General features: G+C 71.7%; 19 protein-coding genes and 1 pseudogene. 17 read left to right on the top strand and 3 right to left on the bottom strand.

Features of this window, described 5'->3' with window-relative positions; translation table 11 throughout:
- Positions 1 to 283: 283 nt before the first annotated feature.
- From ndk to ileS, 3 genes are all read left to right on the top strand, one after another.
- Positions 284 to 697, top strand: a complete 414-nt coding sequence (gene ndk / locus ABD211_RS15320) for a nucleoside-diphosphate kinase (protein ID WP_425560416.1) — start codon at positions 284 to 286, stop codon at positions 695 to 697.
- A 7-nt stretch (positions 698 to 704) separates the two neighbouring features.
- The gene (locus ABD211_RS15315; protein WP_344131320.1) at positions 705 to 2,624 is read left to right on the top strand and encodes a glycosyltransferase family protein; all 1,920 of its coding nucleotides are present in this window, start codon (positions 705 to 707) and stop codon (positions 2,622 to 2,624) included.
- A 257-nt stretch (positions 2,625 to 2,881) separates the two neighbouring features.
- The gene (ileS, locus tag ABD211_RS15310; RefSeq protein ID WP_344131317.1) at positions 2,882 to 5,998 is read left to right on the top strand and encodes an isoleucine--tRNA ligase; all 3,117 of its coding nucleotides are present in this window, start codon (positions 2,882 to 2,884) and stop codon (positions 5,996 to 5,998) included.
- On the opposite strand, the gene ABD211_RS33910 is transcribed toward ileS, so the two are convergent.
- Complete coding sequence (locus tag ABD211_RS33910; RefSeq protein ID WP_425560415.1) at positions 5,913 to 6,323, bottom strand: AbrB/MazE/SpoVT family DNA-binding domain-containing protein; 411 nt, start codon at positions 6,321 to 6,323, stop codon at positions 5,913 to 5,915. The two genes, ileS and ABD211_RS33910, sit on opposite strands and share 86 nt — an antisense overlap.
- Positions 6,324 to 6,467: 144 nt before the next feature.
- Here ABD211_RS33910 and ABD211_RS15300 point away from each other — a divergent pair, with 144 nt between their 5' ends.
- The 12 genes and pseudogenes from ABD211_RS15300 (at position 6,468) to ABD211_RS15245 (ending at position 18,316) form a co-directional block, all read left to right on the top strand.
- Complete coding sequence (locus ABD211_RS15300) at positions 6,468 to 7,130, top strand: lysophospholipid acyltransferase family protein (RefSeq protein WP_344131311.1); 663 nt, start codon at positions 6,468 to 6,470, stop codon at positions 7,128 to 7,130.
- A gap of 59 nt (positions 7,131 to 7,189) precedes the next feature.
- Positions 7,190 to 9,142 carry a TIGR03960 family B12-binding radical SAM protein gene (locus ABD211_RS15295; protein ID WP_344131308.1) on the top strand — a complete coding sequence of 651 codons (1,953 nt, stop codon included), beginning with the start codon at positions 7,190 to 7,192 and terminating at the stop codon, positions 9,140 to 9,142.
- A gap of 93 nt (positions 9,143 to 9,235) precedes the next feature.
- Positions 9,236 to 9,961: a TIGR03936 family radical SAM-associated protein gene (locus tag ABD211_RS15290; protein ID WP_425560417.1), complete on the top strand. Its 726-nt coding sequence runs from the start codon at positions 9,236 to 9,238 to the stop codon at positions 9,959 to 9,961.
- Between the two features lie 117 nt (positions 9,962 to 10,078).
- Entirely contained in the window at positions 10,079 to 12,610 is a 2,532-nt protein-coding gene (locus ABD211_RS15285; protein WP_344131302.1) for an Rne/Rng family ribonuclease, read from the top strand.
- Positions 12,611 to 12,759: 149 nt separating this feature from the next.
- Positions 12,760 to 13,233, top strand: a complete 474-nt coding sequence (locus ABD211_RS15280) for a hypothetical protein (RefSeq protein WP_344131299.1) — start codon at positions 12,760 to 12,762, stop codon at positions 13,231 to 13,233.
- A 416-nt stretch (positions 13,234 to 13,649) separates the two neighbouring features.
- The gene (locus tag ABD211_RS15275; RefSeq protein ID WP_344131296.1) at positions 13,650 to 14,141 is read left to right on the top strand and encodes a hypothetical protein; all 492 of its coding nucleotides are present in this window, start codon (positions 13,650 to 13,652) and stop codon (positions 14,139 to 14,141) included.
- A 102-nt stretch (positions 14,142 to 14,243) separates the two neighbouring features.
- Positions 14,244 to 14,732, top strand: coding sequence for a hypothetical protein (locus ABD211_RS15270; RefSeq protein WP_344131293.1), 489 nt, complete (start codon positions 14,244 to 14,246; stop codon positions 14,730 to 14,732).
- A gap of 215 nt (positions 14,733 to 14,947) precedes the next feature.
- Positions 14,948 to 15,262 (top strand): 50S ribosomal protein L21, encoded by a 315-nt coding sequence (gene rplU, locus ABD211_RS15265; RefSeq protein WP_344131290.1) that lies wholly within the window; start codon positions 14,948 to 14,950, stop codon positions 15,260 to 15,262.
- An 8-nt stretch (positions 15,263 to 15,270) separates the two neighbouring features.
- A complete protein-coding gene (gene rpmA / locus ABD211_RS15260) occupies positions 15,271 to 15,528 on the top strand; it encodes a 50S ribosomal protein L27 (protein WP_344131287.1) in 258 nt (85 codons plus the stop codon).
- A gap of 100 nt (positions 15,529 to 15,628) precedes the next feature.
- A complete protein-coding gene (gene obgE, locus ABD211_RS15255) occupies positions 15,629 to 17,131 on the top strand; it encodes a GTPase ObgE (protein WP_344131284.1) in 1,503 nt (500 codons plus the stop codon).
- A gap of 116 nt (positions 17,132 to 17,247) precedes the next feature.
- Positions 17,248 to 17,760, top strand: a pseudogene (locus tag ABD211_RS33905) (DUF998 domain-containing protein); the annotation flags it as partial.
- Between the two features lie 94 nt (positions 17,761 to 17,854).
- Positions 17,855 to 18,316: a GNAT family N-acetyltransferase gene (locus ABD211_RS15245; protein ID WP_344131279.1), complete on the top strand. Its 462-nt coding sequence runs from the start codon at positions 17,855 to 17,857 to the stop codon at positions 18,314 to 18,316.
- Here the strand turns inward: ABD211_RS15245 and ABD211_RS15240 are convergent.
- Together ABD211_RS15240 and trpS are read right to left on the bottom strand one after the other, a co-directional pair.
- Entirely contained in the window at positions 18,297 to 19,220 is a 924-nt protein-coding gene (locus ABD211_RS15240) for a hypothetical protein (RefSeq protein WP_344131276.1), read from the bottom strand. The two genes, ABD211_RS15245 and ABD211_RS15240, sit on opposite strands and share 20 nt — an antisense overlap.
- A gap of 171 nt (positions 19,221 to 19,391) precedes the next feature.
- Complete coding sequence (trpS, locus tag ABD211_RS15235; protein ID WP_344131273.1) at positions 19,392 to 20,426, bottom strand: tryptophan--tRNA ligase; 1,035 nt, start codon at positions 20,424 to 20,426, stop codon at positions 19,392 to 19,394.
- Between the two features lie 309 nt (positions 20,427 to 20,735).
- On the opposite strand from trpS, the gene ABD211_RS15230 reads away from it, so the two are divergent.
- Together ABD211_RS15230 and pepN are read left to right on the top strand one after the other, a co-directional pair.
- A complete protein-coding gene (locus tag ABD211_RS15230; protein WP_344131270.1) occupies positions 20,736 to 21,266 on the top strand; it encodes a hypothetical protein in 531 nt (176 codons plus the stop codon).
- 62 nt (positions 21,267 to 21,328) lie between these two features.
- Positions 21,329 to 23,321 (top strand): aminopeptidase N (pepN, locus tag ABD211_RS15225; RefSeq protein ID WP_344131267.1); only part of this gene is annotated, 1,993 nt, incomplete at its 3' end.

Here is a 23,321-nt window from a genome sequence, read left to right as displayed (position 1 = left end):
GGGGTGCGGGGGCGCGGCTCGACGGCCACCACGCCCCGGGCGTCTGGGCGCTGGCGCCCACCGCGGCCGACCCGGCCGCGCTGGTGCCCGGGTGGCGCGGCGCGCCGGCCGACGGCGCGTTGATACCGCCCGGAGCAGAACAGCGGGTCGGGGACAAACACAAAAGGGACGAACGGGGACGCCGCGAGCGTGCGGGCGGGGGGATCGTGAGGCTCCGTCCGAGACTGCCGCTACGCTCGGGTCGGTTGCGGAGCCGGTCCGCGCGCGATGAAGGGTGATCCTGGTGACCGAGCGTACGCTTGTGCTGATCAAGCCGGATGCGGTCCGTCGCGGCCTGGTCGGCGAGCTGATCGGCCGATTCGAACGCAAGGGCCTCACCATCGACGCGCTGGAGCTGCGCACGATGGACGCCGAGCTGGCCGACACGCACTACGCCGAGCACGTCACCCGGGACTTCTACCCCCCGCTCAAGGCCTTCATGACCAGCGGCCCGCTCGTTTCCCTGATCCTGAGCGGCGACCAGGCCATCGAGGTGGTGCGCGGCCTCATCGGCGCGACCGACGGGCGTAAGGCGGCCGCCGGCACGGTCCGTGGCGACCTGTCGCTGTCCAACCGGGAGAACCTCGTGCACGCCTCCGACTCCCCGGACAGCGCCAAGCGCGAGATCGCGCTCTGGTTTCCCGCCCACTCGGTCTGAGGACAACATGAGCGCATCCGTGGACGTGCAGGCCCCGGAGAGCCTGGACGCGACGAACGAAGAGGCGCCGGCGACCCCGGTGCGGACGGGGCGTGCCCGCCGGCTGGCGTGGGACCTGTTCGCCGTCGTCGGCTACGTCGCGGCGGCCTTCGGCGTGACCGCCGGGCTGTGGCGCGACGTGCACGGCACGATGCTGGCCGCCCTCGGCGGGTCGGACAACGCCCTCTTCGAGTGGTTCCTGGCGCACGCCGCCCACTCGGTGACGGCGTGGGAGAACCCGCTCTTCGCGTACTCGATGAACACGCCCGACGGCGTGAACATGATGGCCAACACCTCGGTGCTCGGCCTGGGCATCCCGCTGACGCCCGTGACGCTGGCGTTCGGGCCGCTCGTCACCTTCAAGATCCTGCTGGTGTTCGCCATGGCGGGGACCGCCTGGGGCTGGTATTTCGTGCTGTCCCGGCACCTGGTGACCTCGCGGCTCGCGGCGCTGGTCGCCGGCGCGTTCTGCGGCTTCGCCCCCGGGATGATCTCCCAGTCGATCGGCAGCCACCTGCAGATCGCCACCCAGATCCTGGTGCCGTTCATCGTGTGGCGCGTGCTGCGCCTGCGCGAGGAGGGGCGCGCCGTGCGCAACGGCCTCATCCTCGGCCTGCTCATCACCTACCAGGTGTTCATCGGCGAGGAGATCCTGCTGCTCACCGCGCTCACGTGCGGCGTGGTCACGCTGACCTACATCGCGATGCGGCCGCGGGCCGCGCTCGCCGTGTGGCGGCCGTTCCTGGGCGGGCTGGGCGTGGCGGCGGGCGTGGCGTTCGCGCTGCTGGCCTACCCGCTGTGGTTCCAGTTCCTCGGCCCCATGAAATACCACGGGCTGCCGTTCGAGCCCGAGCGCTACTACGCCGACCTGGCCTCGTTCACGGCGTACGCGCGGGAGTCCTGGTTCGGCAGTGACGCCACCGCGAAGGGGCTCGCCGCGAACGTCACCGAGGAGAACACGTTCTACGGCTGGCCCATGGTCATCCTGGTGCCGCTGGCGGTGGCGTTCCTGTGGCGGCGCCGGCTCGCGGCCCGGCTCACCGGCGTAGCGATCGTGGTCTTCTTCATCCTGTCGCTGGGCAGCGAGGTCATCATCAACGGCCACGACAGCGGCCTGAACGGCCCGTGGGCCCTGCTCAAGCGCATCCCGCCGTTCGACCTGACCATGTCGACCCGACTGTCGCTCGTGCTCATCCCGCTCGTCGGCGTGGTGCTGGCCCTGCTCGGCGACCGCCTGTGGGGGCCGCGCCCGCTCGCGCCGGCCGTCGAACCGACCGAGGCGGAGCTCGCCGGCAAGCACGCCGCGCCCGTGCCGACCGCGGCCCCGGTCCGGACGCCGTGGCGCCCGTCGGACCTCGTCGTCCGGGTCGTGGGCACGCTGGCCGTCGTGGTCGCCGTCGCCCCGGCGGCGCCGACCGACCTGTCCATCATCAAGCCGCAACCGCTGCCCGCGTTCTTCACGTCGGGGACCTGGAAGGACTACCTGCCGGAGGGCACCACGGTCATGCCCGCCCCGGTGCCCTACAGCGGGGCGATGGACGGGGCCCGCTGGGTGGCCAACACGCGGATGGGCTTCGCGACCCCGGGTGGGTACTTCATCATCCCGACGCCCGACGGCGAGGGGGCCCAGTTCTCCTCCACGCCGCGGCCGCTGTCGATCCTGTTGCGGCAGGTCAACCGCAGCGGCAAGGTGCCGGCGATCACGGAGGCCGACCGGCGGTCGGCCATCGAGGACCTGCGGTACTGGAACGCCGGGCTGATCGTGCTGGCCCCGGAGCGCACCAACGCCGCGCCGCTGCAGGCCGCGCTGACCGAGCTGTTCGGCCCGCCGGAGCAGGTCCAGGACGTGGTGCTGTGGCGGACGGCGAAGCTGACCGGCGGCGCCTAACCCGTTGGGCGGCCGGGTGCCCGCTCGGGTAATCTGGCGGGCAACGGCATCGACCCGGCAATCACCGGTGAGCCTCCGGAAGAACAGGCGCCAGCCTCAGTAGAACCGGACGGGACCAGCCCGTCACAGCTGACGACAAGCGGGTCATCCCAGGATGACCAAGCGAGGTGGTACCGCGGGCGGGAAGCTCGTCCTCGCGTGCAGCACCTCGGTCGCCGACGGCGGCCGATGCCACGCAGGAGGAGAGCGAGCGGGCCATGGCCTACCCGAAGCACACGTCCGGCGCCGGCGTTCCGGCCAGCCCCGACCTGCCCCAGGTCGAGCGCGGAGTGCTCGACTACTGGGCGGGCGACAAGACGTTCGAGGCGAGCGTCGAGGCCCGGCCCGCCGGCGAGAACGGCTCCAACGAGTACGTCTTCTATGACGGCCCGCCGTTCGCCAACGGCATGCCGCACTACGGTCACCTGCTGACCGGCTACGCGAAGGACCTGATCCCGCGCTACCAGACGATGCGCGGGCGCCGGGTCGAGCGCCGCTTCGGCTGGGACTGCCACGGCCTGCCCGCCGAGGTCGAGGCCGAGAAGCAGCTCGGCATCTCCACCAAGGCCGAGATCCTCGACCTGGGTGTGGAGAAGTTCAACGACGCCTGCCGCTCGTCCGTGCTGCGCTACACCCAGGAGTGGGAGCGCTACGTCACCCGCCAGGCCCGCTGGGTCGACTTCGCCAACGACTACAAGACGCTCGACCTGCCCTACATGGAGAGCGTCATGTGGGCGTTCAGGACGCTGCACGAGAAGGGCCTCATCTACGAGGGCTTCCGCGTGCTGGCGTACTGCTGGCGGTGCGAGACCCCGCTGTCGAACACCGAGACTCGCATGGACGACGTCTACCGCGACCGGCAGGACCCCGCCCTGACGGTGAAGTTCCAGCTGGTGGGCTCGGACGAGAAGCTCGCGGTGTGGACCACCACGCCGTGGACGCTGCCGTCGAACCTCGCGGTCGCGGTCGGCCCGGACATCGAGTACACGCTGCTGGAGAGCCCGGAGGGCGAGCGCGTCTACGTCGGCGCGGCCCGCGTCGGCGCCTACGCCAAGGAGTTCGGCGACTGGACCCCGGTCGCCACGGTGCGTGGCGCCGAGCTGGTGGGCCGCCGCTACGAGCCGCTGTTCGACTTCCTCGTCGAGCAGGCGGGGCCCAACGCGTTCCAGGTGCTGTCCGGCGACTTCGTGAACACCGAGGACGGCACCGGGATCGTGCACATGGCGCCCGCCTTCGGTGAGGACGACCAGAACGCGTGCAACGCGGTCGGCATCCCGACCGTGGTGACCGTCGACGACCACACCAAGTTCACCGCGCTCGTCCCGGCGTACGAGGGGATGCAGGTCTTCGAGGCGAACAAGCCGGTGATCCGCGACCTCAAGGAGCGCGGCGTCGTGCTGCGCCACGAGTCGTACTCCCACTCGTACCCGCACTGCTGGCGCTGCGACACGCCGCTGGTCTACAAGGCGGTGTCGTCGTGGTTCGTGGCGGTCACCACGTTCCGCGACCGGATGGTGGAGCTCAACCAGCAGATCGACTGGACGCCGGGCCACGTCAAGGACGGCTCGTTCGGCAAGTGGCTGGCCAACGCCCGCGACTGGTCGATCAGCCGCAACCGGTTCTGGGGCTCGCCGATCCCGGTGTGGAAGTCCGATGACCCGAACTACCCGCGCGTGGACGTCTACGGATCGTTGGAGCAGCTCGAACAGGACTTCGGCGTCAAGGTCACCGACCTGCACCGGCCGTTCGTCGACAACCTGACCCGGCCCAACCCCGACGACCCGACCGGAAAGTCGACCATGCGCCGGGTGCCGGAGGTGCTCGACTGCTGGTTCGAGTCGGGTTCCATGCCGTTCGCGCAGGTGCACTACCCGTTCGAGAACGCCGACTGGTTCGAGCACCACTACCCGGGCGACTTCATCGTGGAGTACCAGCCCCAGGTGCGCGGCTGGTTCTACACGCTGCACGTGCTGGCCACGGCGCTGTTCGACCGGCCCGCGTTCCGCTCGTGCGTGGTGCACGGCATCGTGCTGGGCAACGACAGCCGCAAGATGTCCAAGAGCCTGCGCAACTACCCCGACGTGTACCAGATGTTCGACGTCTACGGCGCCGACGCCATGCGCTGGACGCTCATGTCCTCGCCGGTGCTGCGCGGCGGCGACGTGGTGGTCAGCGAGACGACCATCCGCGACTCGGTGCGCCAGGTGCTCCTGCCGCTGTGGAACGTCTGGTACTTCTTCTCGTTGTACGCCAACGCGGAGGGTTACACGGCGACGCGGCGAACGGACTCGACGCACCGGCTCGACCGCTATGTCCTGGCGAAGACCCGCGACGTCGTCGCCGACGTCACCGCGCAGCTGGACGCGTACGACATCACCGGGGCGTGCGGCACCGTGCGCACCTACCTCGACGCGCTCACCAACTGGTACGTGCGCCGTTCGCGGGACCGGTTCTGGGCCGGCGACGCCGAGGCGTTCGACACGCTCTACACGGTGCTGGAGACCCTGTGCCGGGTCGTCGCGCCGCTCGCGCCGATGGTGTCGGAGGAGATCTGGCGCGGCCTGACCGGTGGGCGGTCGGTGCACCTGACCGACTGGCCGGCGGCCGACGAGTTCCCCGCCGACGACTCCCTGGTTTCCACCATGGACCAGGTGCGGGAGGTGTGCTCGGCGGCGCTGTCGTTGCGCAAGGCGAAGGGCCTGCGGGTGCGGTTGCCCCTGCGTACCCTCACGGTCGCGACGCCGCACGCCACGGCGCTGCGCCCGCTCGCGGACCTCATCGCCGACGAGGTCAACGTGAAGTCCGTGGACTTCGCCGACGACGTGTCGACCTACTGCCAGCAGGTCCTCACCGTGGTCCCGCGTGCCCTCGGCCCGCGCCTCGGCGGCGCGGTGCAACAGGTCATCAAGGCGGTCAAGGCCGGGGAGTGGTCGCTCACCGACGCCGGCCCGCTCGCCGCCGGCGTCACCCTCGCAGAAGGGGAGTACGACCTGAAGCTCGTCGCCGCGGACCCCGAGCGCTCGGCCCCGTTGTCGGCGGGCGTGGTGGTGCTGGACACGGAGGTCACGCCGGAGCTTTCCGCCGAGGGCCTGGCGCGGGACGTCATCCGGGTCGTCCAGCAGGCCCGCCGGGCCGCCGACCTGGACGTCTCCGACCGGATCACGGTCGTCGTCGAGGGGCCGGCGGCGGTCGGCGCGGCCGTGGAGACCCACCGGGAGTTCGTCGCCGGCGAGGTGCTCGCGAACGCCGTCACGCTCGGCGAAGCCGGCGAGGGCGCCTTCGAGGGCGAGGCCGGCGACGGCGACACCGTCCGCGTGACGGTCGCCAAGGCGTGACACGTGAGGCGGGTGGCCCCGTGATACCGGGCCGCCCGCCCCACCGCTCGACGGTGTTGATCAGTCTGATGTGGATTCGTGGGCGGAAAGCGGCCCTATCAGTCCTTCGTGCGGCGGCGGCGGTGTCCCGCACGCCGCTCGTGTCGTGTCGTTCCGTGCGTTGTTCGCCCGCGAAGCGCGCGCGGATCCGCTTCGCGATGGCGGCCCGGGTCTCCAGGACGATCCGGCCGTCGGCCAGCACCCGCGCGATCAGCTCGTCGCCGACGCCGACGCCGGCCGCCTGCCGGACCGCGATCGGGATGACGAAGCGGCCCTTCTCGCCCACGGTGACCCCAACCGGGTTGGTGGCACCCGGCGGAAAGGGTGTCACCGGTCCGTGCGGAGAATCGCTGCTGGCGGCGTGTCGAGCGGGTCCGGCGCGATCTACTAAAGTGAGGGCGACGTCCTGGGGTAGTTGTAAGGAGTACGCGTGCCGCTGCTGTACACGGTCGGTATGTACACGGTGGCGCCCGCGATTCGGCTCGCGTGGCGGCCTACGGTCGAGGGCCTGGAGAACATCCCGGCCACCGGCGGCGCGATCCTGGCCGGCAACCACCTCTCCGTGGCCGACGAGGTCTTCATGGGCGCTGTCATCCGTCGGCACATCGCGTTCTGGGCCAAGTCGGAGTACTTCACGGGCACCGGGCTCACCGGGTGGTTCTTCCGCAACCTCATGGAGAGCCTGGGCGCCATCCGGGTCAACCGGGAGGGTGGCCGGGCGGCGCTGAACGCCTTCGAGGCGGCCGTGCCGGCGCTCAAGGGCGGCGACCTGGTCGGCGTCTACCCCGAGGGCACCCGCTCGCCGGACGGGCGGCTCTACCGGGGTCGCACGGGCATGGCGCGGCTGGCGCTCGAGGCCGGCGTTCCGGTCATCCCCGTCGGCACCACGGGCTCGGACAAGATCCAACCGGTCGGCCAGAAGTTCCCGAGCTTCGGGCCGGTCACGATCAGGTTCGGCAAGCCGATGCACTTCGACGGCCGGGACAACGACAGCTCGTCGCTGCGGGCCATCACCGACGAGATCATGGCCGAGATCCAGAAGCTCACCGGCCAGGAGTACGTGCCGAAGTACGCACCCAGGGTCGCCCGCTAGGCGCGCCGCCGTCGGGAGCGCGTACTCTCGATGGGTTGAATTGTGCGTGGAGGTTCGGGTTGTCCGTCGAGAGTTCTACCAGCGTGTGGCCTCAGCTGGAGCAGTTGCTGCCCCGGGTGAGCAAGCCCATCCAGTACGTGGGTGGGGAGCTCGGCGCGTCCGTGAAGGATTGGGCCGGCGCGACCGTGCGCTGGGTGCTCATGTACCCGGACGCCTACGAGGTGGGGCTGCCGAACCAGGGCGTCCAGATCCTCTACGAGGTGCTCAACGAGCAGCCCGACGTGCTGGCCGAGCGGACGTACGCGGTCTGGCCCGATCTTGAGGCGCTCATGCGCGAGCACGGCGTGCCGCAGTTCACGGTCGACGCCCACCGCCCCGTGCGCGACTTCGACGTGTTCGGCGTCTCGTTCTCCACCGAGCTGGGGTACACGAACCTGCTCACCGCCATCGACCTGGCCGGGATCCCCATGATCGCCGCCGACCGGGACGAGTCGCACCCCGTGATCGTCGCCGGCGGGCACGCGGCGTTCAACCCGGAGCCGATCGCCGACTTCATCGACGCCGCCGTGCTCGGCGACGGCGAGGAGGCGGTGCTGGAGATCACCGCGATCGTCCGGCGGTGGAAGGCCGAGGGCTCGCCCGGCGGGCGCACCGAGCTGCTGCTGCGCCTCGCGCGCACCGAGTCGGTGTACGTGCCGCGCTTCTACGACGTGGACTACCTGCCCGACGGGCGCATCCAGCGCGTCGTGCCGAACCGCCCGGACGTGCCGTTCCGGGTGCACAAGCGCACGACCATGGACCTCGACGCCTGGCCGTACCCGAAGAAGCCGCTGGTCCCGCTCGCGGAGACCGTGCACGAGCGGTACGCCGTGGAGATCTTCCGGGGTTGCACGCGCGGCTGCCGGTTCTGTCAGGCCGGCATGATCACGCGACCCGTGCGGGAGCGGTCGATCACCACGGTCGGGCAGATGGTCAAGGAGGGGCTGGAGTTCTCCGGCTTCCGCGAGGTGGGCCTGCTGTCGCTGTCCAGCGCCGACCACAGCGAGATCGGCGACATCTGCTCGGGCCTGGCGGACCAGTACGAGGGCTCGAACGTGTCCCTGTCGCTGCCGTCGACCCGGGTGGACGCGTTCAACATCGACCTGGCCCAGGAGCTGTCGCGCAACGGGCGGCGGACGGGCCTCACGTTCGCGCCGGAGGGCGGCTCGGAGCGCATCCGCAAGGTGATCAACAAGATGGTGACGGAGGAGGACCTCATCCGCACCGTCGTCACCGCGTACACCAACGGCTGGCGCAACGTGAAGCTGTACTTCATGTGCGGCCTGCCCACCGAGACCGACGAGGACGTGCTGCAGATCGCGCGCCTCGCCCACGAGGTGATCAAGGCGGGCCGCGCGGCGACCGGCTCGCGCGACATCCGGTGCACGGTGTCGATCGGCGGCTTCGTGCCGAAGCCGCACACGCCGTTCCAGTGGGCCTCGATGGCGTCGCCCGAGGTGATCGACAACCGGCTCAAGCAGCTCAAGTTCGCCATCAACTCGGACAAGTCGCTCGGCCGGGCGATCGGGTACCGGTACCACGACGGGCAGCCGTCGCTGATCGAGGGCCTGCTCTCGCGCGGCGACCGGCGCGTCGGGGCGGTCATCCGCCGTGTCTGGGAGTCCGGCGGCCGGTTCGACGGCTGGTCGGAGCACTTCTCGTACGACCGCTGGGTCACCGCCGCCGCCGAGACGCTGCCGGCGTTCGGGGTGGACCTCGACTGGTACACCGTCCGGGAGCGCGACGAGGCCGAGGTCCTCCCGTGGGACCACCTCGACTCGGGCCTGGACAAGGAATGGCTCTGGAAGGACTGGCAGGACGCCCTGACGGAGTACGAGCAGGACGACTGCCGCTGGACGCCGTGCTTCGACTGCGGCGTGTGCCCGAGCCAGGACACGCAGATCCAGATCGGGCCCACCGGCCGCAAGATGCTGCCGCTCACGCCCGTCGAGGGCCTGCGCACCCCCGCCTAACAGGAGTTCACCATCGGTAAGAAGAATCAGCCGGAGTCGAATCAGGCTCCGGTGGTGCAGCGCCTGCGCATCCGGTACGCCAAGCGTGGGCCCATGCGGTTCACGTCGCACCGGGACTTCGCGCGCGCGTTCGAGCGGGCGATCGAGCGCGCCAACGTGCCGATCGCGTACTCGCAGGGCTTCACCCCCCACCCCAAGATCTCGTACGCCAGCGCGGCGCCCACGGGCACGGCCAGCGAGGCGGAGTACCTGGAGATCGGCCTGCGCGCCTCGGTCGACCCGGACGAGCTGATCAAGGCGCTCGACGCGGCGCTGTCGCCCGGGCTCGACGTGCTCGACGCCGTGCCGGTGGTGGTGCCCGGTGGGCTCAGCGACCGGATCGAGGCGTCCGCCTGGCGGGTGGAACTGACCGGCGTGGCGCCCGACGAACTGGCGCGCGCCGTCACGGCGTTCCACGCCGCGCCCGAGGTGATCGTCGAGCGGCTCACCAAGCAGGGGATGCGGAGCTTCGACGTACGCGGCGCGGTCGTGTCGCTCGTGGCCGGTGTGACCAGTGGGACGGTTCCCGCCGGGGTCACCCGGACCTCCGGGGGCGGTGACGGTGTGTGTGCGATACTCGACCTTGTCGTACGGCAGGTCACCCCGTCCGTACGTCCCGATGACGTCCTCGCCGGCCTGCGTGTTGTGGCCGACCTGGTGCCACCGGTGCCGCCTCGCGCGACCCGGTTGGCGCAGGGTGGGCTGACCGCGCAGGGTGAGATCGTTGATCCGCTGGCGGCGGACCGCGAGCGTGGCGTCGACGGAGCGCCGTCAGCCTGACGGCGCAAGGCAGACTTCGGTGGCGCGCCCTGGCGCGCTTCCGCAAGCATGACGGCGGCTCCTGCGTGGCAGCGTGAATCGCGCCCGGGGGCAGCCAGAACTGGAGAGAACGTCCGGATGCTCGACAACGAGCCTGAGGTCAACGGGCCTGAGGCAGCGGAAAACCCGGTTCCGACCGAAGAGCCCGCCGCCCCGCCCGTGAAGCGGACCCGCACGCGGCGCGTCGCGAAGACGACCGCCGACACCCCTGTGGGCGATGGTCAGGAGGGCGCCTCCGACGGCGCCGCGGCCAGCGCTGAGGAGGCGGAGGCGCGGCCGGCGCGCCGTACCCGCCGCAAAGCGGTTGATGTTGACGAAGAGCGCGAAACCGGCGTGTCCGGGCAGGACGCCGACGCGGCGCCCGCGCGGCGGACCCGCCGGCGCGCCGTGACCCCCGTCGAGGAGCCCGCGCCGGCGCTCCCGCTCGATCTTGAGGGCGAGGAGGAGGAAGAGGCTCAGCCGGTCGTGGCCGAGGAGCCGCCCGCGCCCAAGCGCGGCGGCGCGCCCGCCATCTCCGTGCTGTTCATGGCGCCCGAGCCCGGCGCGGTCGCGCCGACGCTCGCCGCGCTGGCCGAGCGCGTCGAGGAGTCCGCCGAGTCCGCCGAGGCCGAGCCGGAGGCCACCGAGCGGCCCTCGCGCCGTCGGCGTCGCCGTGGCGATGCGGTGGCGCCTGTCGAGGCCGAGGTCGAGGCGGTCGCGCCCGTCGAAACGGAGGCCGACGAGGACGAGGACGAGGACGACGAGGCGGGCGGCCGCCGGCGGCGCCGTCGTGGCCGTCGTGGCCGCGGTCGCGGTCGCGGCCCCGCCGACGAGTTCGATGCCGCGGAGGGCGGCGACGAGCAGCCGGGCGACGAGGGCGAGGAGGCCGCGGAGGCCGGCGACGAGGGCGACGAGTCGCTGACCCGTCGCCGTCGCCGTCGCCGCCGTCGGGGCGCCGGCGCGGACGAGGCCAGCCCGGACGACCCGGAGCACGTGGTCGTCAAGATCCGCGAGCCGAAGCGGCGCGGCGGGGACGAGGTCCAGGGCGTGTCGGGCTCGACCCGCCTGGAGGCCAAGCGCCAGCGCCGCCGTGACGGGCGCGAGCAGCGCCGCACCCGGCCGCCGATCCTGTCCGAGTCGGAGTTCCTGGCCCGCCGGGAGGCGGTCGACCGGGTGATGGTCGTGCGCCACAAGGGCGACCGCACCCAGATCGCCGTGCTCGAGGACGGCATCCTCGTCGAGCACTACGTGACCCGCCAGTCGGCGTCGACCATGGTCGGCAACGTCTACCTCGGCAAGGTCCAGAACGTGCTGCCGAGCATGGAGGCCGCGTTCGTCGACGTGGGCCGCGGCCGCAACGCCGTGCTCTACGCCGGCGAGGTCAACTGGGACGCCACCGGCCTGGAGGGCCGGGCCCGCTCCATCGAGCAGGCGCTCAAGTCGGGCGACTCCGTGCTCGTGCAGGTCACCAAGGACCCGATCGGGCACAAGGGCGCGCGGCTCACCAGCCACGTCGCGCTGTCCGGCCGGCACCTGGTCTACGTGCCGCACGGCAACGCGTCCGGCATCTCCCGCAAGCTCTCCGACGTCGAGCGCCGCCGCCTGCGCGACGTCCTCAAGAGCCTCGTCCCGGACGGCGCCGGCGTGATCGTGCGTACGGCCGCCGAGGGTGCGACCGAGGACGACCTGGCCCGCGACGTGAAGCGGCTGCAGGCGCAGTGGGAGGACATCCAGGCCAAGTCGGGCGAGGGCGGCGCGCCCGCCCTGCTCTACTCGGAGCCCGACCTGGTCATCCGGGTCGTCCGGGACCTGTTCAACGAGGACTTCCGCGACCTGGTCATCCAGGGCTCCGCGGTGTACGACGAGGTCGAGGCGTACCTGCAGCACGTGTCGCCGGACCTGGTCGAGCGGGTGCGCCGGCACACCGGCGCGGGCGACGTGTTCGCCGAGTTCCGCATCGACGAGCAGATCCTCAAGGGCCTCGACCGCAAGGTCTACCTGCCGTCGGGCGGTCACCTCGTGTTCGACCGCACCGAGGCGATGACGGTGATCGACGTCAACACCGGCAAGTACACCGGCGCGGGCGGCAATCTGGAGGAGACGGTCACCCGCAACAACCTGGAGGCGGCCGAGGAGATCGTGCGCCAGCTGCGGCTGCGCGACCTGGGCGGCATCGTGGTGATCGACTTCATCGACATGGTGCTCGAGTCGAACCGGGAGCTGGTGCTGCGCCGGCTCACCGAGTGCCTCGGCCGCGACCGCACCAAGCACCAGGTCACCGAGATCACCTCGCTGGGCCTGGTGCAGATGACCCGCAAGCGCATCGGCCAGGGCCTGCTGGAGGCGTTCAGCGAGCCGTGCGAGCACTGCAAGGGCCGCGGCGTGATGATCCACACTGAGCCGGTGTCCGAGAAGCCGCGCGGCACCGTCGCCGACAAGGTGAAGGCCGTGGCGTCGTCCGGGGGCCGGGCGGGCGACGTCCTGGACGCCGACGTCGAGGTCGACGAGGACGCCGTGGCGCCCGTCGAGGCCAGTGGCGACGACCTGGACGAGGACTTCGCCGAGGAGCAGACCACCGCCGGCCGGCGCCGTACCCGCAGGGGCGGCGCCCGGCGGCGTACCCGGCCGTGAACGGTCTGTTTCGTGGATCACGGTTCACACACTGGGCGATAACTTTTGTGTAGCGATCGCCCGGAATACGTGAATATCTGGCAGATCCGGGTCCCGTCCGTTGCTTACGCTGCGTGCATCCGATCTGGAACAGCTCGAGGAGATTCACTGTGAAGAACCGCTTGATCGCCATCGCGATCATGGGTGGCGTCCTGCTGACCGGTGCCGCGTGCGACAAGGCCGGGGAGACCACGACCACCACCGTGGCGACGACGGCCGCCGCGCCGGCGACCAGTGCGCCTGCCAGCGCCTCGGCTGACGGATGTGCCAAGTCGGAGACGGCGCTCAAGGCGGCGGTGGTGAACTTCCTGGGCTCGCTGACCCTCGTGTCGGACCAGGACCCCGCGGCCGCCCAGGAGACGATCACCAAGGCCTTCACCAAGCTCAGCAGCGACCTGACGGCCGCCGGTGCCGCCTCGGGCGACCCGGTGATCCAGAAGGCCCTGCAGGACTTCGCCGCCGTGGTCACGGCCAAGCTGGCGACCGTCAAGACCGCCGCGGACGTCGAGAAGCTCGACTTCGAGAAGGACCCGGAGCTGTCCAAGGCGCTCGCCCAGCTCGAGACGCTCTGCCCGACCAAGTAATCGCGGCACCGGGGCCGGGTGGCGGTCTGCCACCCGGCCCCGGTGTTGTTCCCGCCCCGGGATGCCGACCATGGCGGACGCTTGCGGGGATGATCGGCGTTCGGGGTACGAAACCGCGCTGTGACGGGGTTCTTGCCTCGAAACAGCGATCTTCCGCGCGGGACAAGGTGTTTCCCGCCGCCCGGTCGCGATCTTGGGGCCGCGACGCCGGCGTGATGTTCGCCGCTCGACGCATCCGCGACAGTTTGGCCGAGGGCCGGGGCAAGTGTGCAGGTCCGATTACTTATTGAGGGTCATCGAACGCTATAACGATCTCGTTGCAATCGGCGAATTGTCGGACATCTGCTGATCGCCGGTTGTCTCCTACCCCTACGCTCCTTGGCGTCTGACCCGGAAGACATCGAGGAGACCTAACCGTGAAGAACCGCTTGATCGCCATTGCGATCATGGGTGGCGTCCTGCTGGCCGCCGCCGGCTGCGACAAGGCCGGCGACACGACCACCACGACCGCGCCCACCACCGCGGCCGCCGCCCCGACGTCCGCGGCTGCCGCCCCGACGGGCGGGGGCACCGCCTCCAAGGCGGACTGCGACAAGGCCCAGGCCGCCGTCGGCACCGCGATCACCGGGCTGCTGACCGCCTCGGCGGGCGCCACGGGCAAGGACCCGAAGGAGGTGGAGAAGGTCATCACGGCCGCCGCCACCAAGTTCGCTGCCGACCTGCAGGCGGCGTCCAACGGCATTGAGGACCCGGCCGTGAAGAAGGCGCTCACCGACTGGGTGAACGTCGTCGCCAAGAAGGCCGCGCAGATCAAGACCATCGAGGACGTGGAGAAGCTCCAGGCCCTCGACTCGGACCCCGACGTCAAGGCCGCCAACGACGCGATGACCAAGCTCTGCGGCGCCTGACACGCGTCGAACCGACGCCCGACGGGTAGGAACCCGTCAGTACGCGGGCCCGCCCAGGGGCGGGCCCGCGCTTTTCCCCCCGATCACACGGAGGAGTACGACGTGACGAAGCGACTGCTCTTTGCCGCCGCGCTGACCGCGGCGCTGCTCGGCACCGCCGCCTGCAACGACTCCGGAAACACCACGACGACGACGGCCACCAGCGCCCCCGTCGCCACGTCCGCGCCCGCGTCCGCGTCCGCTAGTTCCGGCGACCACGCGGCGGCGTGCGCGCAGATCAAGGGCTCGATGGACAAGGCGGCCACCGAGTTCCTGGCCGCCGTCATGGCGGCCGGCGGCGGCGACGACCCGGCGGCGGCCAACAAGGCGGCACAGGCCGCCTTGAAGGCGTACGCCACGGCGGCCGAGTCGGCCAGCACCGCGGCTGCGGCTGACCCGGAGGTCAAGGCGGCCCTGGACAACCTGCAGAGCGTGATGTTCGCCAAGTCGTCCGAGTTGGCCAGCGTCAAGGACTCCGCCGGGCTGGAGAAGGCCCTCAACGACCCGGCCCTGAACAAGGCCGTGGCCGACCTGCAGAAGCTCTGCCCGTGAGCTAGCGCGCAGCGGGTGACGGGGCGGGCCAGCGCTGGCCCGCCCCGTCTTCGCACCCCGGTTTGGGTGTGCGGCCGCGATGGCGTATTCTTGCCGGTGGCGCACCTCGTGCGTCAGGCTGCCGCGTGTGCGGGCGTTTCCCGTCCCGGCGGCCGAGACCGACCTCCAGCAGACCTGCTGAGTCATCACTTTTAACGACAGGGAGTCCGCGTCCCATGTACGCGATCGTCAAGACCGGCGGCAAGCAGTACAAGGTTGCCGAGGGCGACGTCATCGAGGTGGAGAAGCTCGCTGGCGCGCCCGGTGACACGCTGTCGCTGACCGCGGTCCTGCTCGTCGACGGTGACAACCTGGTGACCGACGCGGCGAAGCTGGCCAAGGTGGCTGTCTCCGGCGAGGTGGTGGCCCACACCAAGGGCCCCAAGATCCGGATCCACAAGTTCAAGAACAAGACCGGCTACCACAAGCGCCAGGGGCACCGTCAGCCGCTGACGCAGGTCAAGGTCACCGGCATCTCGAGCGGGAAGTAGGCGCCGACATGGCACACAAAAAGGGTGCGTCCAGCTCCCGCAACGGCCGCGACTCCGCCGCCCAGCGGCTGGGCGTGAAGCGCTTCGGTGGCCAGGTCGTCAACGCCGGCGAGATCATCGTCCGCCAGCGTGGCACCAAGTTCCACCCGGGTGACCTCGTCGGCCGTGGCGGCGACGACACGCTCTTCGCCCTCGCCGACGGTGCCGTGCAGTTCGGCACCAAGCGTGGCCGCAAGACGGTCAGCATCGTGCCGGCCCAGGTCTGACCTGGAGCCACACACACACGCCGAACAACGGCGGGTCGGGGCGCTACCCGGCCCGCCGTTTTCGTGTTGAGCGCCCGATCGGGCCTGAAAGGATGTCGACGTGACCAGCTTCGTGGACCGGGTCGTCCTGCACGTGCAGGCGGGCAACGGGGGGCACGGCTGCGTCTCCATCCTCCGGGAGAAGTTCAAGCCGCTCGGCGGCCCCGACGGCGGTGACGGCGGCCACGGCGGGAGTGTGCTGCTCACCGTCGATCCCGGCGTACACACGCTTCTTGATTTTCACTTCAAGCCCCACGTGCGCGCTGAGAACGGCACGGGCGGCGCCGGCAAGAACCGTGACGGCGGCAAGGGCGCCGACCTGGTGCTGCACGTGCCGAACGGGACGGTCGTGCAGACCGCGTCCGGCGAGGTCCTCGCCGACCTGGTCGGCAACGGGACCACGTTCGAGGTCGCGCGCGGCGGCCGGGGCGGGCGCGGCAACGCCGGGCTGGCCAACACCCGCCGGCGCGCTCCCGGCTTCGCCGAGCTGGGCGAGCCGGGCGAGCAGGTCGAGGTCGTCCTCGAGCTCAAGAGCGTGGCCGACGTCGGCCTGGTGGGCTACCCGTCGGCCGGCAAGTCCTCGCTCATCGCGGCCATCTCGGCCGCCCGGCCGAAGATCGCCGACTACCCGTTCACGACGCTGGTGCCCAACCTCGGCGTCGTGCGCGCGGGCAACGACACGTTCGTCGTGGCCGACGTGCCGGGCCTCATCCCCGGCGCGGCCACCGGCAAGGGCCTGGGCCTGCAGTTCCTGCGGCACATCGAGCGCTGCGCGGTGCTCGTCCACGTGGTCGACTGCGCGACCCTGGAGACCGAGCGCAACCCGGTCGAGGACATCGACGTGCTGGAGGCCGAGCTCGCCGCCTACGGCGGCCTGGAGGACCGGCCGCGGGTCATCGTCCTCAACAAGATGGACGTGCCCGACGCGCGCGACCTCGCCGACATCACGCGCGCCGACCTCGCCGAGCGCGGCTGGCCCATCTACGAGGTCAGCGCCGCCACCCACGAGGGCCTCAAGGAGCTGGTGTACGGCCTGGCCGAGATCGTGGGCCGGGAGCGCGCCGCGGCGCCCGAGGTCGAGGCGACCCGCATCGTGATCCGGCCGCGCGCCGTCGACGACGCCGGCTTCACCATCACCGAGGACCCGGACGGCACCTTCGTCGTGCACGGCGACAAGCTGCGCCGCTGGGTGCTGCAGACCAACTTCGACAACGAGGAGGCGGTCGGGTACCTGGCCGACCGGCTCGCCCGCATCGGCGTCGAGGACGCGCTCGCCAAGGCCGGCGCGGAGCCGGGCTCCCCGGTGCGCATCGGCGACCGGGAGTTCGACTGGGAGCCCACGCTCTACGCCGGCGAGGAGTACACGCCGGGCCAGCGGGGCACCGACTGGCGCCTGGAGGAGAAGTCGCACCGCCAGTCGGCGGCGCAGCGGCTCGCCGCCCGCAAGGCGCGCCGGCGCCCCTACGAGAGCGTCGAGGCCGAACAGGCCGCGGCCGGGCAGGCCGCGACCGAGGCGGGCCCCCGGCCGCAGGTGGAGGAACCCGAGGACGAGGACTGGGGCTAGCCCCACCCTGAGGCCGCGAGCAGCGGCTCGTCGGTTGATTCCCTGACCGGTAATCAGGGCCGGGAGCAGGGCGTTCCCCGGATCCGTGACGGCGGGCGCGGGCGTTCCATCGAGGAATGACCCCGCGTACCTGTGCCGTCGCCTCGTTGCTGAGCCTGCTCGTCGCCGTGGTCGCGACCGTCTTCGGCCACATCGGACTCGGGCCGGGCTACGACCCGCTGACGCTGACCGTGAGCGACTACGCGCTGTCCGACCGGGGCGCCGCGATCGAGGCCGCGATGGTGGCCCTCGCGCTCGGTGCGCCGGCCCTGCCCGCCGGGCTCGTGGCGGCCGGGGCGCGGGTGCGCGTGCTGCCGGTCGTACTCGTCGGGGTGTGGTCCGTGGGTCTGGTCATCGCCGCGCTCGTGCCCACGGACCCGGTCACCGCGACCAGCATGTCGACGGCCGCCTACGTGCACCGGTACGCGTCGGTCTCCGCGTTCGTCGTGCTGCCGGTCGCCGTATGCCTGCTGGCGCGGCTGGGCCTGTCCGCGCGGACGCGTCACGCGGTGACCCGGCTCGGCGTGGTCTGCATCGTGGGCCTGGGTGTGTTCTGGTACGTCTCGTTTCCCGGCGACCGGGTCCTGATGGGCCTGGTCGAGCGGGTCCTCATCGGCGTGGAGCTGCTGATGCTCGCGGTGCTCTCGGTCGGGCTGCTGCGGGCCGGGCCGCTATCCTCCGGACGTGATCGATTCAGTGACCGTGGCGCCCTGCCCGCCGGACGACCCCGCGCTGGCGGCGCTCGTGGCGGAGCAGCAGCGGGAGATCATCGAGGCGGAGGGCCCGGGCGCGGTGGTGTTCGCCCTGCACGACGGGATCGCGTTCGTCCTCGCCCGGGTCGGCGGTCAACCGGTGGGCTGCGGCGCGCTGCAACCCCTCGGCGACGGGTACGGCGAGGTGAAGCGCATGTACACCGCGCCCGCGTGGCGCGGGCGCGGCCTGGCGCGGCAGGTGCTGGCCGCGTTGGAGCGGCAGGCGGGCGCGGCGGGTTGGCACACGCTGCGCCTGGAGACGGGGCGTGACATGCCGGCCGCCGTGGCCCTCTACACCGCCGCGGGCTTCCGCGAGATCCCCAACTTCGGCCAGTACGTGGGTTATCCGGCCAGCCTGTGCATGGAGAAGTCGATCATCTCCGCAGGTGTCTGATCGTGGGCAGCAGTTGCCGGGTCACCTCGCGGCAGATCCGGTCGCCGTAGCGCAGGCCGCGCGGGCCGGGGTAGTTGAGGAGCACGGCGAGCGACCAGCCGTCCGTCACCGCCATGCAGTTGACCTGCCACCGGTCGCCCGTGTGCAGGTACCAGCCGTTCTTCACAGCCACCGTGGCGCGGTCGGCCTCCGGCAGCGCGTGCGCGATGCCGAAATCGCCCTCGCCGCGCACGTGGCGCATCTCGTTCAGCAGCCAGTCGGTCCACGTGGGACCGGCGGCGGTGCCGTCGGCGATGCAGTCGGCCAGCCGCGCGAGGTCGCGGGCGGAGACGTAGGTCTGGCTCCACATGTCGGTGAAGGGGGCGGCGTCGGGAAGCCCGCAGACCCGGGCGAGGCGCGCGATCGTCTGTTCCTCGCCGCCGGCGCTCCAGATCCGGTCGGCCATCGGGTCGCTGCTGTCGCGGATCATCGAGCGGATCTGGTCCAGCCGGTACCGCGCGGGCTTCCCGCCGGCGGCGCTCGCGCGGCGCAGGAAGTCGGCGGCGAGCCCGGCCTTGATGGTCGACTCCGAGAAGCGGGTCAGGTCCCGGTTGGCGGAGCCGTACTCCTTGTCGGCGAGGCGGTCGACGAACGCCCACGAGAACCAGCCGTCGACGTCGACGGAGACCTTGACCTTCGGCTTGACCGGCGGGGGAGGGCTGGGGCTCGGGGTGGCGATCAGGGGCGCGGCGCTGGGGTTCGGTTCCGCGGTGGGAGCGGGGCCCGGGTCGGCCCGGGCCGGGTCCCGGTCGGGCGCGCCGTCGAGCACGGTGAGGCCGATCGTGGCCAGCACCGCGAGCGCGGCGCCGGCGGCCAGGGTGATCCGGGCCGGGGCGCGGCGGGGCGGCCATCGGGTCCAGCGCATCGGGGGCGCACCTCGTGGGGTGGGGTCGAACACGCGCAGGTTAGCGCCGCTCCGTTACGCCCCGCGACCCTCTCCCGCTGGTTGGCGGGTTGCGCCGGTCGACCGTGATCGATACGCCAGGGTTGTGGCGGCGGTGTCCCGCGAATCCGGGACACCGCCGCCGGGTGCTCTTCAGGGAATGCCGATCGCGTCCTTCGCCCGCGCGACGGTGCGGGCCGCGCGCTCCCGGGCCCGGGCCGCTCCGGCGCGGCGGACGTGGTCGAGGTGGCCGCGGTCGGCGATGAGCGCGTCGTAGCGGGCCCGCAGCGGCCGCAGCGCCTCCACCACGGCCTCGGTGACCTCGTCCTTGAGGTGCCGGTACGAGCCCAGGCCGGCGGCCAGGCCGGCGGGCGTCGAGCCGGGCCGCAGCGCCGCCAGGATCTCCAGCAGGTTGGCCGCGCCGGGCCGGCGGTCGGGGTCGTAGGCGACGTCCGGCGCGGGGTCCGTGACCGCCCGGGCGATCTTCCGTGCGATCGTGTCGGGCGGGTCGAGCAGGAAGATCACGCCCCCGTCGTGCGTCGCGGTCTTGCCCATCTTCGAGATCGGGTCGGCCAGGTCCATGACCCGGGCCGCCACGGACGGCGTCACGCCGCGGGGCACCACGAAGGTGTGCCCGTATCGGGTGTTGAACCGGTTGGCCACGTCGCGCGCGAGCTCCAGGTGCTGGGTCTGGTCCTCGCCGACGGGCACCTCGTCGGCGTCGTGGAGCAGGATGTCGGCCGCCATGAGCACCGGATAGGTCAGCAGCGACAGGCGGACCGCGGCGTTTCCGCGGGATTTCTCCTTGAACTGGATCATGCGGGCCGCCTCGCCGTACCCCGTCGCGCATTCCAGCAGGTAGTGCAGCTCGGCGTGCTCGGGCACGTCCGACTGGAGGTAACAGAGGGTGCGGTTGGTGTCGACACCGGCGGCGAGCAGGGTGGCCAGCATCCGGGTGGTGTGGTCGCGCAGCCGGGCCGGATCGTGCTGGACCGTGAGCGCGTGCAGGTTGACGATCATGACGATCGGCTCGTGGTCGCGCTGCGACTCGATCATCGGTCGCACCGCGCCGAGATAGTTGCCCAGCTGCAGGCGTCCGGTCGGTTTGAAGCCCGACAGCCGCCGGGCCGTGGGTGGCCGGGCCCCGGGAGGCGGCGCGAGCCGGTCGGGACTGACGCTTGTGATCATGTGAGTACTCCGTTTCGGCGGTGGCCGCCCGGCCGGGCCGCCGTCGGAGAACGCGAAAACGGCCGCCCGGTGGGGGCGGCCGCGTGGTCGGTGAGGCTACGCGAGAGGGGATGGCCGCCCGGTCGGGGGCCACCAGCTCGTGGTGCGCAGCGTCGTCGGCATGGTCCCACGGTAACAGCCGCGGCGCGGTTCCGCGGAGATCGTTTGGCCCCTCCCGCGCGGAAATCGCTCCCGTGCTGGCCCCTCCCAGCCGGGCGCCACGCTGGTTGGCTGGTCGTCAACGCGATCCCCGGAACGGAGAGGCGACCCATGGCCGACGACGCGGTGCGACACGACTTCTCGCTGCGGCTGGCGCACACCCTGACATCCATCGACCTGGCGGCGGTGCTCGGCGACGACATGGTCGCGCAACGCGACCCGGAGACGCCCGGCTCGCGGATCTGGGTGCGGCGCGTCGCGCCCAGCACCCTCGACGCCATGCTGGCCGCGATCCGCGACCTCGACCTCGCGGGGGCGCCGCCGGTCGGCGCGGTCGACGAGGACCTCGTGACGGTCGACGACATCGCGGCGCGGCTCGGCCGCTCGCGCACCGCCGTGCGGCTGTGGGCGACGGTCTCGCCGGGCCGGGGTCGCTTCCCGGCGCCCGCGGCGGCCGGCCCGCCGGCGACCTACCGGTGGGCCGAGGTGGCCGAGTGGCTCCGGGTGTGGCTGGGGCTGACCGTGCCCGGCCACGAGCCCGTCGTGACCGCGGTCGACCTGGCCCTGCGGCTGCGGGCGCTGGCGCCGCGCCTGCCCCGGATCGGCGTCATCCGCGATCTCGTTCCGCGCGGCAGGGAATAGCGATGATCCGCACCTGGCGCAACGGTGGCGCGCGTCGCCGTCCGACACCGTAGGCTCACGTAATGGCGAGCCTGACCCAGGACGAGGCGGCCGCGCGAGCCCACCTGCTCCGCGTCCGGTCGTACAACATTGATCTTGACTTGGTCGACGCGGAGCGCAGCGAGACGTTCACGTCGACCACGACGGTGCAGTTCACCTGCACAGCGCCCGGGCAGGGCACCTTCATCGAGATCAAACCGGCTGAGCTGCACACGGTGATGCTCAACGGGGCGGTGATCGACCCGGCGTCCCTCAAGGACAACCGACTGCCCCTGCCCAGCCTCGAGGCCGACAACACGCTCGTCGTGCGGGCCACGATGACCTACTCGCGCACCGGCGAGGGCCTGCACCGGTTCACCGACCCGGCCGACGGCCAGGTCTACCTGGGGGCGCAGTCCGCGCTGGAGGAGGCGCAGCGCATCTTCGCGTGCTTCGACCAGCCCGACCTCAAGGCGTCGCTCGCGTTCACCGTCACCGCGCCCGTCGGCTGGGTCGTCGCCGCGAACGGCGCGGGCCGCGAGACCGGCCCCGGCCAGTGGGAGTTCACCCCGACCCGGCCCCTCCCGACATACCTGGCCTGTCTGATCGCCGGGCCCTACCACGTGCGCACCGACAAGCACGACGGCATCCCGCTCGGGCTCTACTGCCGCCGGTCGCTCGCCGAGCACCTCGACAAGGACGCCGAGGAGCTGTTCGACATCACCAGGCGCTGCCTCGACCGCTTCCACGAGCTCTTCGGCATCCGGTACCCGTTCGGCAAGTACGACCAGGCGTTCGTGCCCGAGTTCAACTGGGGTGCCATGGAGAACGCGGGGCTGGTGACCTTCCGCGACGAGTACGTCTTCCGGGCCGCGGTCACCGACACCGAGCGCGAGCAGCGCGCCATGATCATCGCGCACGAGATGGCCCACATGTGGTTCGGCGACCTCGTCACCATGCGCTGGTGGGACGACCTGTGGCTCAACGAGTCCTTCGCGGAGTACCTGGGCTACCGCGTGACCTCCGAGGCCACGCAGTACACGTCGACGTGGGTCAACTTCGCCCTCGGCCGCAAGGCCTGGGGCTACCGCACCGACCAGCGTTCCTCGACGCACCCCATCGCGCCGGACCGCGTCGAGGACACCGAGCACGCGCTGATGAACTTCGACGGCATCTCGTACGCCAAGGGCGCCTCCGTGCTGCGGCAGCTCGTCGCCTGGCTCGGTGACGACGCCTTCTTCGAGGGGCTGCGCGAGCACTTCCAGACCCACGCGTACGGCAACGCGACCCTCGCCGACCTGCTCGCCGCACTTTCCGCGAGCAGCGGCCGCGACCTCGACGAATGGGCGCGGGTGTGGCTGCGCGAAGCCCAGGTCAACACGCTGCGGCCGGTCGTGGAGCTGGCCCCCGACGGCACCTACGCCTCCGTCGCGGTGGCCCAGACCGCCCCCGACAGCCACCCCACGCTGCGCCCCCACCGCATCGGCGTCGGGGTGTACGCGGTAGCGGTCGACGCGGACGACCCCGACGCGGTGCACCCGTCGGGCGCCGTGATCCTGCGTGAGCGGCACGAGGTCGACCTCGACCCGTCGACTGACGGCGGCCGCACGCCCGTCCCGTCGCTGACCGGCGTCGACCCTGGTGACCTGCTGCTGCTCAACGACGGCGATCTGACCTTCGCCAAGATTCGGTTCGACGAGGCGGGCACCGCGGCGTTGCCCCGCGTCCTCCCGTCGCTGGTCGACCCGCTCGCCCGGGCGCTCGCCTGGGGCGCGGCCACCGACGCGGTGCGCGACGCCGACCTGCGCCCCGCCGACTTCGTGACGCTCGCGGCCGCCGGCCTGCGCAACGAGACCGACGTGACGATCTTCCGGGACGTCGTGGCGTTCGCCGCCGGCGACGTGGCCCGTCGCTACGTCACGCCGCAGGCCCGGCCCGCGGCGTTGGCCGCCATCGCCGCCGCCTGTCACGCGGCCCTCGATGACGCCGCGCCCGGCGGCGGCATGCAGCTCGCGGCCGCGCGCGGGCTGGTGGCCG

This window comes from Luedemannella flava (assembly GCF_039528515.1).
In the GTDB taxonomy this organism is placed as follows: Bacteria; Actinomycetota; Actinomycetes; order Mycobacteriales; family Micromonosporaceae; genus Luedemannella; species Luedemannella flava.
This window is presented reverse-complemented; position numbering and strand designations above follow the sequence as displayed.

Bases quoted from the DNA above. Each gene is read 5' to 3' on its own strand.
- rpmA (WP_344131287.1), top strand. From the start codon at position 15,271: ATGGCACACAAAAAGGGTGCGTCCAGCTCCCGCAACGGCCGCGACTCC.
- ileS (WP_344131317.1), top strand. From the start codon at position 2,882: ATGGCCTACCCGAAGCACACGTCCGGCGCCGGCGTTCCGGCCAGCCCC.
- ABD211_RS15315 (WP_344131320.1), top strand. From the start codon at position 705: ATGAGCGCATCCGTGGACGTGCAGGCCCCGGAGAGCCTGGACGCGACG.
- ABD211_RS15285 (WP_344131302.1), top strand. From the start codon at position 10,079: ATGCTCGACAACGAGCCTGAGGTCAACGGGCCTGAGGCAGCGGAAAAC.
- rplU (WP_344131290.1), top strand. From the start codon at position 14,948: ATGTACGCGATCGTCAAGACCGGCGGCAAGCAGTACAAGGTTGCCGAG.
- ABD211_RS15240 (WP_344131276.1), bottom strand. From the start codon at position 19,220: ATGCGCTGGACCCGATGGCCGCCCCGCCGCGCCCCGGCCCGGATCACC.
- trpS (WP_344131273.1), bottom strand. From the start codon at position 20,426: ATGATCACAAGCGTCAGTCCCGACCGGCTCGCGCCGCCTCCCGGGGCC.
- ABD211_RS15290 (WP_425560417.1), top strand. From the start codon at position 9,236: ATGCGGTTCACGTCGCACCGGGACTTCGCGCGCGCGTTCGAGCGGGCG.
- ABD211_RS15230 (WP_344131270.1), top strand. From the start codon at position 20,736: ATGGCCGACGACGCGGTGCGACACGACTTCTCGCTGCGGCTGGCGCAC.